Annotated in this window: 11 protein-coding genes; 8 read left to right on the plus strand and 3 right to left on the minus strand. The window is 61.2% G+C overall.

Translation table 11 applies throughout. From position 1 onward, the window contains the following. The first annotated feature begins 13 nt into the window (after positions 1-13). The 6 genes from HU755_RS03010 to HU755_RS03035 all read left to right on the plus strand — a co-directional run bounded on the left by HU755_RS03010 (position 14) and on the right by HU755_RS03035 (position 7,068). A complete protein-coding gene (locus tag HU755_RS03010; RefSeq protein ID WP_186552243.1) occupies positions 14-529 on the plus strand; it encodes a sigma-70 family RNA polymerase sigma factor in 516 nt (171 codons plus the stop codon). Beyond that, entirely contained in the window at positions 530-1,507 is a 978-nt protein-coding gene (locus tag HU755_RS03015) for a FecR domain-containing protein (protein ID WP_186630557.1), read from the plus strand. A 95-nt stretch (positions 1,508-1,602) separates the two neighbouring features. After that, positions 1,603-4,017: a TonB-dependent receptor gene (locus tag HU755_RS03020; RefSeq protein ID WP_186630558.1), complete on the plus strand. Its 2,415-nt coding sequence runs from the start codon at positions 1,603-1,605 to the stop codon at positions 4,015-4,017. Between the two features lie 62 nt (positions 4,018-4,079). Beyond that, a complete protein-coding gene (locus HU755_RS03025; RefSeq protein WP_186621326.1) occupies positions 4,080-5,261 on the plus strand; it encodes an ABC transporter substrate-binding protein in 1,182 nt (393 codons plus the stop codon). Continuing rightward, positions 5,258-6,319: an iron ABC transporter permease gene (locus HU755_RS03030; protein ID WP_186630559.1), complete on the plus strand. Its 1,062-nt coding sequence runs from the start codon at positions 5,258-5,260 to the stop codon at positions 6,317-6,319. The genes HU755_RS03025 and HU755_RS03030 overlap by 4 nt, the downstream gene beginning before the upstream one ends. Continuing rightward, positions 6,313-7,068, plus strand: coding sequence for an ABC transporter ATP-binding protein (locus HU755_RS03035; RefSeq protein WP_186552238.1), 756 nt, complete (start codon positions 6,313-6,315; stop codon positions 7,066-7,068). Before HU755_RS03030 ends, HU755_RS03035 begins: the two co-directional genes overlap by 7 nt. 10 nt (positions 7,069-7,078) lie before the next feature. Here the strand turns inward: HU755_RS03035 and HU755_RS03040 are convergent, their stop codons facing one another. Beyond that, complete coding sequence (locus HU755_RS03040; protein WP_186630560.1) at positions 7,079-8,077, minus strand: bile acid:sodium symporter family protein; 999 nt, start codon at positions 8,075-8,077, stop codon at positions 7,079-7,081. 84 nt (positions 8,078-8,161) lie between these two features. On the opposite strand from HU755_RS03040, the gene HU755_RS03045 reads away from it, so the two are divergent. Further along, positions 8,162-8,950, plus strand: coding sequence for a helix-turn-helix domain-containing protein (locus tag HU755_RS03045; RefSeq protein ID WP_186630561.1), 789 nt, complete (start codon positions 8,162-8,164; stop codon positions 8,948-8,950). A 256-nt stretch (positions 8,951-9,206) separates the two neighbouring features. Beyond that, a complete protein-coding gene (locus tag HU755_RS03050; RefSeq protein ID WP_186630562.1) occupies positions 9,207-10,181 on the plus strand; it encodes a TerC family protein in 975 nt (324 codons plus the stop codon). A gap of 123 nt (positions 10,182-10,304) precedes the next feature. On the opposite strand, the gene HU755_RS03055 is transcribed toward HU755_RS03050, so the two are convergent. Together HU755_RS03055 and HU755_RS03060 are read right to left on the minus strand one after the other, a co-directional pair. After that, positions 10,305-11,405, minus strand: coding sequence for a polyamine ABC transporter substrate-binding protein (locus tag HU755_RS03055; protein WP_186630563.1), 1,101 nt, complete (start codon positions 11,403-11,405; stop codon positions 10,305-10,307). A gap of 331 nt (positions 11,406-11,736) precedes the next feature. Continuing rightward, the gene (locus HU755_RS03060) at positions 11,737-13,143 is read right to left on the minus strand and encodes a cytosine permease (RefSeq protein ID WP_186630564.1); all 1,407 of its coding nucleotides are present in this window, start codon (positions 13,141-13,143) and stop codon (positions 11,737-11,739) included. Positions 13,144-13,310 lie beyond the last annotated feature (167 nt).

Here is a 13,310-nt window from a genome sequence, read left to right on the forward strand (position 1 = left end):
AAAATCTGCAGCCATGAGCGAAACCCTTCCCGCGAATAACGACAAACACCTGCGCGCGATCGAAGCCCTGTACAGCGGCCATCACGGCTGGCTGTACGCGACGCTGAGAAAAAAACTGGGTAACGCCATGGATGCGGCGGATCTGGCGCAGGATACGTTCACCCGCATCCTTGCGTCTCAGGTCACGGTGATCGAGCAGCCACGGGCCTACCTGAGCTGCGTGGCCAAGGGCATTCTGGTCAACTGGTATCAGCGCAAGGCGCTGGAACGCGCTTATCTGGACGCTCTGGCCCATCTGCCCGCGCCCGAAGTGCCGTCGCCGGAATTGCGCTTCATGGTGCTGGAGACGCTGCACGAAATCGACGCAATGCTCGACGCCCTGCCGCCGCTGGTCAAACGCGCGTTCCTGCTGTCGCAGATCAGTGGTCTGAAATACGACGACATCGCCGAGCAGTTGGGGGTGTCGCTGATTACCGTCAAGCGCTACATGAAGCAAGCCTTCGTGCAATGCCTGCTGCTGGTGGAGTGAATGCTCGCCCGGCGCCATGACGCGCGGCCCGATCAACAGGCCCTGGAAGAAGCCGCCGACTGGCTGATCCGCATGAGTGAAGGCGAACTCAGCGACCGCGAGCGCGGCGAGTGGGAATGCTGGAAGGTCAGCACGCCCGAGCGCGCTCGCGCGTGGGCACGTGCGCAACTCTTGCAAACCAAACTGGGCGGCCTGCCGCCGTCACTGGCAATGTCCGCCCTTGATCGCCCAAGCAGTCCGCAACGGCGCGCGGCCATGGGCAAACTGGCGGTGATCCTGGCCCTTGTGCCGGCCGGTTGGGGCAGCTGGAAGCTGGCCGAATCGCAGCAATGGTCAGCCGACTACCGCACGGCCGTCGGCCAGCAACGCGAGCTGAGCCTGGCCGATGGCTCGAAAATCACCTTGAACACCGACACCGCCATCGATGTGCTGTTCGACGCCAGCCAACGCCTCATTTACTTGCGCGAAGGCGAGATCCTGGTGCAGACCGCCGCGGATATTTCCCCGCTCGCCCGGCCTTTCGTGGTCAGCACCTGCCAGGGCCGCATGCAGGCGCTGGGTACGCGTTTCACCGTCCGCGAACGACAACCGCAGACCCATCTGGCGGTGCTCGAAGGCGCGGTGAAAGTCGAACTTGCGGACAATCGCCAAGGCACGCCACTGATCGTCAACGCCGGTCAGCGCACCGATTTTTCCTCATCCACCTTTGGCGCGGTCAGTGCCACCGACCGCAATGTCGGGGCCTGGAGCCAAGGCATGTTGATGGCCGACAAGATGCGCCTGGCCGATTTTGTCGACGAACTCACCCGTTATCGTCGCGGTTTCGTGCGCCTCGATCCGGCCCTCGCCGATCTACGCATTTCAGGCGCTTACCCGATCAGCGACAGCCAACGCACCTTGAACATGCTGGCGCAGACCTACCCGATTGTTGTCAGCGGCCACCTCAATGGCTACTGGGTCATGCTTTCCCCCGCCTGAGGAAAAAAAATCGCCGTCCGGGTGATACTTTTTTCAATCTCGACTGGCAATTGGGGAGAAGCACTTTTCCGTCCTGTTCATAGGCTCATCCATCCATGCTCGCCGCACGCCTCCTGCGCCCGGATCGTCAGTTCATACCAGTTGTTCGCAGTGCGTTGCTCAGCGTTGCCCTGATCGGTGGCGTCTGCCCGTTTGCCCTGGCCGCCGCGCCGGTGCAACTGGACGCGGGCACGGTGCGGGCGTTCAACATTGCTGCCGGACCGCTGGGGGCGACGCTGTCGAGTTTTGCCGTGGACGCGGGCATCGCCCTGTCGTTCCAGCCTGCGCTGACCGAAGGCCTGCGCAATCCTGCGCTAGTTGGCAGCTACTCGACACAAGAGGCGGTCAATCGGTTGCTCGACGGCAGTGGCCTGGACATGGTGCTGCGCAGCGACGGCAGCTATACGCTGGTGCCGCGCCGGGTGACGCTGGATGAAACGCCGATCATTGGCACCGACCTGCGCGCCAACTCCCTGCCGCCCGAGTATGCCGGCGGCCAGGTCGCCAGCGGTGGGCGTCTGGGCATTCTCGGCAACACCGAGGTGATGGATGCGCCGTTCAGCGTGAGCACCTACACCTCGGCGCTGATCAAGGATCAACAAGCCGTCACCGTGGGCGATGTGCTGGAGCGCGATTCTTCGGTGCGCTCCACCGGCCAGACCGGAGGGATTGTCGACTCGTTCTTCATTCGCGGTTTTCCCGTGGGCGAAGGCAATCTCGGTGAGCTGGCCTTCGACGGCGTGTACGGTGTGGCGCCCAATTACCGCGTGTTCACCGAATACGCCGAGCGCATTGAACTGGTCAAAGGGCCCGGCGCCCTGCTCTACGGCATGTCCCCCAATAACGCGGTCGGCGGCGTGATCAACGTAGTGCCGAAGCGCTCACTCGACGAAGACCTGACCCGTTTCACCGCCAGTTACGCGATGAATTCCCAGCTCGGCGGGCACCTCGACGTCAGCCGGCGTTTCGGTGAAGAGCGCCGCTTCGGCGTGCGCATCAACGGCAGTACGCAGCTCGGCGATACCGCGATTGACGCTCAGTCACGCCACGTCGATATCGGTGCGATCTCCCTCGATTATCAAGGTGAACGCCTGCGCACCAGCTTCGACTGGCTGCAGCAAAAAGAACGCTTCGATGCCGCCTCGCGACCATTCCTGATCGCGCCGGGCGTTGACATCCCTTCCGCGGCCAATGGCCGTACCAGCGTCAGTCAGGACTGGGGCTGGTCGAAAACCCGTGACCAGTCCGCGTTGTTCAGCGGCGAGTACGACCTCAGCGACGCCTTGACGGTGTTCACCCATGCCGGTGGCGGCAAGTCGGATGTCGCGCGCATGTCCGACCAGACGCCGACCATCATTAATGCCGCCGGCGACACGTCTTCAACGCCTGGTTATTACAAGTTCGAAGTCGAGCGCTACACCGTTGACGTCGGCGCGCGGCTGCGCTTCGACACCGGGCCAATCAGTCACCGCACCACCGTGCAGGTCAGTCGCTATCGCGACGTGCTGTCACGCGGGATCATTTCCGCCGCGCCAATTTTGTCGAATATCTATCACCCGGTGGACCGTCCGGAACCCTACATTCCGAAACCGGATACGCCGAAAGTATCCGAAAGCGAGCTGACCGGCGTGGCGCTGGCCGACACCCTGTCGATTCTCGATGACCGCGTGCAGATGACCCTCGGCCTGCGCAAGCAGAACATCCAGTCCGATAACTACAACGCGGCAGGCAGAGTCACCGCCTCCTACGACGACGGTCGGACCACGCCGCTGTTCGGCGTGGTGCTCAAACCCTGGGAACACGTCTCGCTTTACTACAACTACATCGAAGGCCTGAGCAAGGGCGACATTGCGCCATCCAGCGCAGTCAACGCCGGCGAAATTTTCGCCCCGTATGTTTCCCGTCAGCATGAGGTCGGGGTCAAGGCCGACTACGGCACCTTCACCTCCACCCTCAGCCTGTTCCAGATCACCAAGCCCAGCGGCGAGCTGGCCGCCGGCGTGTTCTCGGTGCAGGGCGAACAACGCAATCGCGGGCTGGAGCTGAATGTGTTTGGCGAAGTCGTCCCCGGCATACGCTTGCTCGGCGGCGTGACCCTGCTCGATGCTGAACTGAGCAAAACCGCAGTGGCGGCCAACCGCGGCAATAAACCGGTCGGCGTGCCATCGGTGCAGGCCAACCTCTGGGCCGAGTGGGACAGTTCGTGGCTTGACGGCTTGACCCTGACCGGCGGCGCCATTCACACCGGCAGCCAGTATGTGAACCAGGCCAACACGCAAAAACTCGATGACTGGACCCGTTTCGATGTCGGCGCCCGCTACAGCACCCGCATCGATGATCGGCCGACCACGTTTCGCGCCACCGTGCAGAACGTGTTCGATCACGAGTACTGGTCGGGCGTCGCCTCCTACGGCGCGTTCTCCCAGGGCTCACCGCGCACCTTATTACTGTCGGCGACTGTCGATTTCTGAAACGTTCAGGCGCAGGGCGGCGTGAGCTGTCGGGCGCACTGACTTTTGTAAAGGCTTTGACCATGGTGATTTTCGATCGACGCAGCCTCGCTGTCGCTGCGCTGTTACTGGCAGGACTGCTGAGCCTGTTTTCCCTGGTGCCGCGCAGCGCTCACGCTGACGATGCGCAGGCTGCGCGCACCGAGGTCACCGATCTGCTGGGGCGCAAGGTCAAGGTGCATTTGCCGGTCAGGCGAGTGATTCTCGGCGAAGGCCGGCAGTTGTACCTGGTCGCCGCCCTCGACACACACAACCCGATCGAACGGATCGTCGGCTGGCGCAAGGACCTGATCCAGTCGGACCCGGACACCTATAACGCTTACCTGCGCAAATTCCCCGACATCGCGAAAATCCCCACCTTCGGCGGCTTCGAAGACGGCACCTTCGATATCGAGCAGGCGATCTCGCAACGCCCGGACGTGATCATCCTCAACATCGAGGCTCAGCACGCCACCGAAGATGCGCGCTACATCGAAAAACTCGACGCCCTCGGCATCCCGGTGGTGTATGTCGATTTCCGCAATAACCCGATGCAGAACACCGAGCCGACCATGCGCCTGTTCGGCCAATTGTTCGGCAAGGAACAACGTGCCCAAGCGTTCATCGATTTCCGTAACCAGCAGATCCACCGCGTCACCGATGTCATCGAAAAACACCACCCGCCGCGTCCGAACGTGTTCATCGAGCGTATTGGCGGTTACACCGACGACTGCTGCCTGAGTTTCGGCAACGAGAACTTCGGCCGGTTTGTCGACATGGCCGGCGGCAACAACATCGCCCGCGGCATCATCCCGACCACTTTCGGCCAGTTGAATCCCGAGCAAGTCATCGTCGCCAATCCGGCCCATGTGGTGGTCACCACCGCCAACTGGGAAGCCTTTGCCCCCGGCGGTCATTGGGTCGGCGTCGGCCCCGGTGCGGACATGGCACAAGCGCGCAAAAAGCTTGCCTGGTACACCCAGCGTCCGGCCTACGCCGGCATCAAGGCCCAGGAAGATCAGGCCTTCCACGCGATCTGGCATCAGTTCTATAACAGTCCGTACCAGTTCGTCGCTATCCAGCAATTGGCGAAATGGTTTCACCCGGACTTGTTTGCCGATCTCGATCCAGACGCCTCGTTCCGCGAGCTGCACGAACGCTTCCTGCCCGTGCCGTATGAGTCAGGCTACTTTGTCAGCCTGCGCAACCCTGAGGCCAAACCATGAACGCGATGACCGAAACGGTGGTACTCCAAGGCGAAACCTATCGCCGCCTGGTGCTGCGTAAACGCCTGATCCTCGCCGGGCTGATGATTTTGCTGCTGTGCAGCGTGCTGCTCGATCTGGCACTGGGCCCGGCGAGCTACAGCCTCGGCGAAGTGCTCGGCGCGCTGTTTTCACCCGACAGTGCTTCACCCCAAGTGCGCGTGGTGATGTGGGACATTCGCCTGCCCGTGGCGTTGATGGCGGTGGCCGTCGGCGCAGCGCTGTCGCTGGCCGGCGCACAAATGCAGACAATCCTCAACAACCCGCTGGCCAGCCCGTTTACCCTGGGCATCTCCGCTGCCGCCAGTTTCGGCGCGGCCCTGGGTCTGGCGTTCGGCGTCGCGCTGTTTCCGCTGGCCGCGCAATTCATGGTGCCGCTCAACGCGTTCATCATGGCCATGCTCTCGGCGCTGCTGATTCATTTCCTGAGCATGCGCCGTGGCGTCACCGCAGAAACCATCGTGCTGCTCGGCATTGCGCTGGTGTTCACCTTCAACGCGCTGTTGGCGCTGGTGCAGTTCTTCGCCACCGAACAAGCCGTCGCCGCCGTGGTGTTCTGGACCATGGGCAGCCTGACCAAAGCGACGTGGCCGAAGCTGGGCATCATCTGCCTGGTGATTCTGATTACCCTGCCGATCTTCGCCAAACGCGCCTGGGCCCTGACCGCCCTGCGTCTGGGCGACGACAAGGCCGCCAGTTTCGGCATCAACGTGCGCAGCCTGCGTTTTCAGACGCTGATCATGGTCAGCCTGCTCGCCTCGTTCCCGGTGGCGTTTGTCGGCACCATCGGCTTCATCGGCCTGGTCGGACCGCACATCGCACGCATGCTGATTGGCGAAGACCAGCGTTTCTTCCTGCCGGCCTCGCTGCTCACCGGTTCGTTGATCCTGTCCGCCAGTTCGGTAGTCAGCAAGACCCTGATCCCCGGCGCGATTTTCCCGATCGGCGTCGTCACGTCGCTGATCGGCGTGCCGTTCTTCATTTCACTGATTCTGGGCGGGAAGAAAAACTCATGGTGAAGCTGCAACTGGACAATCTCGGCGCGCGCTACGGCCAGCGCGAGATTATTCGCGGGGTGTCGACGGCGATGTTTTGCGGCGGGCAAGTGGTCGCGGTGGTCGGGCCGAACGCGGCTGGCAAGTCGACCCTGTTCAAGCGCATGGCCGGTTTGCTCGACGGCCCCGGCCAAGTGATTTTGCAGGATTCGAAAAAAGGCCCGACCGGCATCAGCTACATGCCCCAAGGCCTGAACGCCAGTGCGCGGTTGACGGTGTACGAGTCCGTGTTGCTGGCGCGCAAGCAATTGACGCCCGGCTGGGCGGTGCACGATGACGAACTGAAACTGGTCGACGAGATTCTCGCCGCGCTGGGCATCACCGCCCTGTCGTTCCGCAACCTCGGCGAACTCAGCGGCGGCCAGCAACAGCTGGTGTCCATCGCCCAGACGCTGGTGCGCGAGCCGGAAATCCTGCTGATGGACGAGCCGACCAGCGCCCTCGACATGCATCGGCAAGTGCAGGTGCTGAACTTCATGCGCAGCCTGGCGCGCCAGCGCGAAGTGATTGTGTTCATCGCCATCCATGACCTGAACCAGGCATTGCGTTTTGCCGATCAGGTATTGGTTATCGCCGACGGCACCAGCCAGGGCAGCGGCCCGAGCCATGAGGTGATCACCGAGCAGATGCTGCGCAAGGTCTATAAGGTCGAAGCGCGGATCGAGCAGTGCAGCCGCGGACTGCACCATATCCTGATCGACGATATCGTTTGATGCCCGCAGGTCACGGATCGACCTGCGCCATCAACTCCGGCAGCGACTCCGGCCGTTTCGCGTACCGCTGCGCCAGCACCGCACACACCATCAGTTGAATCTGGTGGAACAGCATCAGCGGCAGAATCAGCACGCCAATGGTGCTGCCGGCAAACAAGACCTGCGCCATCGGCACGCCGGTGGCCAGGCTCTTTTTCGAACCGCAGAACAGAATGGTGATGCGGTCCTCCTGATTGAAACCGAAGGCCTTGCCCAGTAGCGAAGAGGCCAGCAGCACCAGCGCCAGCAGGATGCAGCAGACCAGCACCAGACCGAGCAACTCCCACAGCGGAATCTGCTGCCAGATGCCCTCGTTGACCGCTTCGCTGAAGGCGCCATAAACCACCAGCAGAATCGAACCCTGATCGACGAACTTCAGCCAGTTCTTGTTGCGCCCGATCCACGCACCGATCCAGCGGCGGGCGATCTGTCCGGCAATAAACGGCAGCAGCAGTTGCACGCTGATTTTGACGATCGCATCGAGGGTCGAGCCGCCGTCGCCGTGGACGTTGAGCAGCAGCGTCACCAGCAGCGGCGTGAGGAAAATCCCGAACAGGCTCGACGCCGCCGCACTGCAAATCGCCGCAGGAATATTGCCCCGTGCCAGCGAAGTGAAGGCAATCGCCGATTGCACCGTGGCTGGCAGTGCACAGAGGTAAAGCATGCCCATGTACAACTGATCGCCGATCAACGGCGACAGCAGCGGTTTGAGTGCCAGACCGAGGATGGGAAACAGCACGAAGGTCAGGCCGAACACCAGCAAATGCAGGCGCCAGTGGCCGGCGCCGGCAATGATCGATTCGCGGGACAGCTTGGCGCCATGCAGGAAAAACAGCAGCGCGATGGCCAGGTTGGTCAGCCAGCCGAAACCGACCGCGACCTGCCCGCTGGCCGGCAGGAAGCTGGCGAGCAGGACAACGCCAATCAGCGTCAGGGTGAAGTTGTCAGGCAAAAAACGTGGGCGGGTCATGGTCGGTTCATCCGGGGGTTGCCAGTGCGTGCCAAGGACTCTACCGTGACTGCCGATGACCGACTAACGCCGAAGGGCCACAGAATGCCGCCTAAAGGACATGAGAAAAGCATCCGCCGCAGCATTCCCGGGCTGCACAGCCTGCCGCGTCCGCTCTATGGGCGCACCGAATCGCTGCCCAATCGCGCCCTGACCCGCCGTCACAGTCATCCGTGGGTGCAGTTGTCCTACGCCATTCAGGGCGTGCTGGAAATCCAGACCGGCATCGGTCGTTTCGTCGCCCCGCCAGAGCGCGCCGTGTGGATTCCGGCGGGTGTGCCGCACCGCGTGTTCAGCGCGCCGCATACCGAGATGCGCAGCCTGTATATCGATTGCAGCGTGACCGGCTGGGCGCTTGAACGCTGCCATGTGCTCGGGGTCAGCGATCTGCTCAAAGAACTGATCCGCGCGTTCAGTCAGGTCCCGGTGGAATACGACGAAAACGGCGCCCATGGCCGCCTCGCGCAAGTGATCCTCGATCAATTGGCCGAGGCCCCGCACATCGACCTGATGCTGCCGCTGCCGCAGGACCCGCGCCTGCGGCAGATCTATCAGAGCCTCGAACAGCATCCGGAACAACAAACCACGCTGAGCCACTGGAGCGACAGATTCGGCGTCACCGAGAAGACCCTCACCCGCCTGTTTCTGCGCGAAACCGGCCTGACCTTCCGCGCCTGGCGTCAGCGTTTGCGCCTGCTCGGCGCGCTGACGCCGTTGGAGAATGGCGAGCGCGTGACCGACGTCGCGCTCGCCTGCGGTTACGACTCGACTTCGGCGTTTATCGCCGCGTTTCGCCAGCAATTTGGCGAAACACCGGGGGAGTTTTTCCGCTGAAACTTCGGTTCTGCCGAACTATCAGTCAGAAATAAACGATTTTTCTTTCCGGTAAGCCCGTCGTTAGCATGGCCCTGTCTGACTTGATCCAGAGGCAACGGTGATCCCTGTGGGAGCGGGCTTGCTCGCGAATGCGGTGGAACAGTGACGTTGAGGTTGCCTGACACACCGCATTCGCGAGCAAGCCCGCTCCCACAGGGGAATTTGCTTGCCGTTGGATCAGCGATAACGCAGCCACTAAGACAGGGAGCGTGCCATGCCTGCCACGAACCTCAATATCGGCGAACCCTGGATGTGGGGCGCCTTCATCGTCTTTGTTCTGTCCATGCTGGCTCTGGACTTGTTTGTCTTCGGCGGGCGCAAGGTGCACCGGGTATCAGTGCGAGAAGCGCTGGCCTGGGTGATTGCCTGGTGTCTGTTGGCCCTGAGCTTCGCCGGTTTGCTCTGGTGGTATCTGCACGGCGAATTCGGCGGCGAAATCGCCCGGCAGAAATCCCTGGAATTCCTCACCGGTTATCTCATCGAGCAGTCGCTGTCGATCGACAACATGTTCGTCTTCGTCATGATCTTCAGTTACTTCGCCGTGCCGCCAGAATTGCAACGGCGAGTGCTGTTGTACGGTGTACTCGGGGCGATCGTGATGCGCGCGGTGATGATCTTCGCCGGCGTGTGGCTGGTCTCGCAGTTCGAGTGGCTACTGTATGCGTTCGGGGTGTTCCTGATCTTCACCGGGATCAAAATGCTGGTGTTCGCCGATCAGCAACCTGATCTCGACAACAACCCGTTGCTACGCTGGGTGCGCGGGCATCTGCGGATTACCAGCGGTTTTCATGGCGAGAAGTTTTTCATCCTGCAGAACGGCGTGCGCTGGGCGACGCCGATGTTCCTGGTGCTGGTGCTGATCGAGGCCAGCGACTTGATGTTCGCCGTCGACAGCATCCCGGCGATCTTCGCCGTGACCACCGACCCGTTTATTGTGTTCACCTCGAACATCTTCGCGATCATGGGCCTGCGCGCGCTGTACTTCCTGCTGGCGGACATGGCCGACCGCTTCCACCTGCTCAAGTATGGCTTGGCGATTGTGCTGGTATTTATCGGCGGCAAGATGGTCGCGATGCCGTGGTTCCACATGCCGGTGGATTGGTCGCTGGTGATAGTCGGGTCAGTGATTCTGGGGTCGGTGCTGTTGAGTCTGGTGACGACGCGCGAGGCTGAACGCAGCCCTGAATGACACCACACACCCCAACTGTGGGAGCGGGCTTGCTCGCGAAAGCGCCGGGTCAGCCAACATTCACGTCGACTGAGACACCGCTTTCGCGAGCAGGCTCGCTCCCACATTGGATATGCGGTGTTCTTATTTATCGGATTTGATACTGGTCCACACTCGCGTGCGCACGCGCTCCATCTTCTGCGGCAATGGCTGCACCACATACAGGGTCTTCAGCGCCTCGCTGGTCGGCGTCAGGTTGGGGTTGTCGGTAATCTCCTTGTTGACCAGCGGCATCGAGTCCTTGTTGGCATTCGGGTAACCGAGGAAATCGCTGATCGGCGCGATCACTTTCGGCTCAAGCAGATGGTTGAGAAATTCGTGGGCCTCGGCGACGTTCTTCGCGCTCTTTGGGATGGCGAACGTATCGAACCAGATCGGCGCGCCCTCCTTCGGCAAGCGCCAGTCGACCACCACGCCGTTGCCTGCCTCTTTGGCGCGATTGCCGAATTGGTAGAAGCTGCCGGAGTAACCGATGGCCACGCAGATGTCGCCGTTGGCGATGTCGGTCATGTACTTGGCCGAGTTGAAGTAGGTCACGTAAGGGCGGATCTTCATCATCAAGGCCTTGGCCTTTTCATAGTCCGCCGGGTTCTGGCTATTCGGATCGAGACCGAGGTAATGCAGGGCCAGCGGCAGAATCTCCGAAGGCGAATCGAGCATCGCCACGCCACAGGCCTTGAGCTTTTCCATGTTCTCGGGCTTGAACACCAGGTCCCAACTGTCCACCGGCGCGTTGTCACCCAGTGCTGCCTTGACCTTGGCCGGGTTGAAGCCGATCAGCACCGTGCCGTACATGTAAGGCATGCCGTACTGGTTGCCGGGGTCGTTGGCATCAAGCAGCTTCAGCAACGCCGGATCCTGATGCTGCCAGTTCGGCAGTTTCGATTTGTCGAGTTTCTGAAACACGCCTGCCTTGATCTGAGTTTCGAGGAACTGGTTGGACGGCACCACCAGGTCGTAACCGGAGTTGCCGGTGAGCAGTTTGGCTTCCAGCGACTCGTTGGTGTCGAAGGTGTCCCAGGTCACTTTGATCTTGCTTTGCTCGGCGAAGTTTTTGGGCACCGCAGGCAGGATGTAATCCGCCCAGTTGTACACCCGCAGTTCGCGCTGCTCGGCCTGGACCGCGCTGGCCAGCAGCGTCAGCCCACACACGGTGGCACCCAGAATACCTTTCATCGTGACCATGGTTGTTTCCCCATAATGCGGCGTGAGTCGATGGTTTTTATGTTCTGTACACGGCAGCGGCTGTAACGACAGCCAAGGGCAAAGAAAATCGAGCGTCTGGTTATGGCCTCGATTCTTGCTGACAGCGTAGCGGGATCACAGTGGCGGATCGGCCAAAAGGGGATCGATATGGCCAATTTGAGTGACCGCTGAAATACGCAGGAATCACAAAATCAAGTATGGCGAGGGAGCTTGCGCCCGCTGGGGCGCGCAGCAACCCCGCTCTTCGCTTGTAAAAGCGGGGCCTGCTGCGCAGTCCAGCGGGAGCAAGCTCCCTCGCCACAGAAATCGGTTACGAGCGATAGCTCAGTTTTGCCGCCCTGCTCTGCTGCGCCTGATCACGGGTCGCCAGGCAGTAATACAGCGGAACCGTTATCACCAGGCCCACCAGCCATGACAAATCGGCTCCCTCCACAAGGTTGGCGTAAGGCCCGACGTACAGCGAGGTGTTGGCAAACGGCAGCTGCACGATGATGCCAATGAAGTAAGCGATGATCGCGTGCAGGTTGAAGCGTCCGTAAATCCCGCCATCGGCGCGGAAGATCGAGGTGATGTCGTAGTGGCCGCGCTTGATCAGGTAAAAGTCGATCAGGTTGATCGAGGCCCACGGTACAAGCACCAACAACAACGCGAGAATCAGGCCGATGAACTCGGCGATGAAGTCTTCCGACGCGCCGAGCGCCACCACGCAGCAACCCGCCAGAATCACGCTCGACAACACCACGCGCACCCTGATGCTCGGCGTCCATTGGCTGGCGAAGGTCTGGATCGAGGTGATGGTCGACAGCACCGCGCCATACAGATTCAGCGCGTTGTGGCTGATGATATTGAGCAGAAACAGCACCATCAGAATCGGCCCCAGCCAACCGGTCGATTGCTTGACCGCCGCCATGGCTTCGGTGCCTTCCGGAGTTGCCAGCACCGCAACGGCGCCGAAGGTGAACGACAGAATCGTGCCCAGCGTCGCGCCCAGGTAAGTCGCCCAGAACGGCTTGGCAATGCCGATGTCTGCCGGCAGATAACGCGAGTAATCGGACACGTAGGGCGAAAAGCTGATCTGCCAGATGATCCCCAGCGACACCGTCGCCAGCCATCCGGATAGATTGAAACTGCCGCGAGTGAAGAAGTCCGCCGGCAAGTCATGGGCGAAGATGTAAAGGAAGCCGGCGAGCAACGCGCCGCCCATCACCCAGGTGCCGATGCGGTTGAGCGTGTGGATGAAGTTGTAGCCGATCACGCCAATCGCCGTGGCCGCCAGGGCGCCGATCAGAATGCTCAGCGGCGCCGGCACCGACGGCGCAATGCCAACGATGGATTTGCCGGCCAGCACGATGTTGGAAATGAAGAAACCGATGTAGATGATCGCCGCGAAGAACACGATCAGCAGCGCGCCATAACGGCCGAACTGACCGCGACTCTGGACCATTTGCGGAATGCCCATGCGCGGGCCCTGGGCCGACGCCAGCGCAATCACCACGCCGCCGATCATGTGCCCCAGCGCAATCGCCAGCAGCCCCCAAAACAGATCGAGATGGAACACCTGGACCACCATGGCGCCGGTGACAATGGGCAGTGGCGCGATGTTAGTGCTGAACCAAAGGGTAAACAGGTCGCGGGCCTTCCCGTGGCGTTCCGCGAGTGGGACGTAGTCGACCGTATGATTCTCGATCAACGGATCTTGCCGGGACATCTGGGACATATGCATGAACTCGAGTTGGTCTGTTTTTATCGTTGTATGAAGCCAAACCGGGAGGACTCTCTGGTCGCCCCTCAGATGCAGACCATATTATGGTATTCCAAACTTTTCACAAGACTGATCCGTTGTTTGCAGCGCTATCTGATACGCCATCCTCGCTGATAGCGCGG

The organism is Pseudomonas sp. SWRI111 (genome assembly GCF_014268555.1).
GTDB lineage: Bacteria > Pseudomonadota > Gammaproteobacteria > Pseudomonadales > Pseudomonadaceae > Aquipseudomonas > Aquipseudomonas hamedanensis.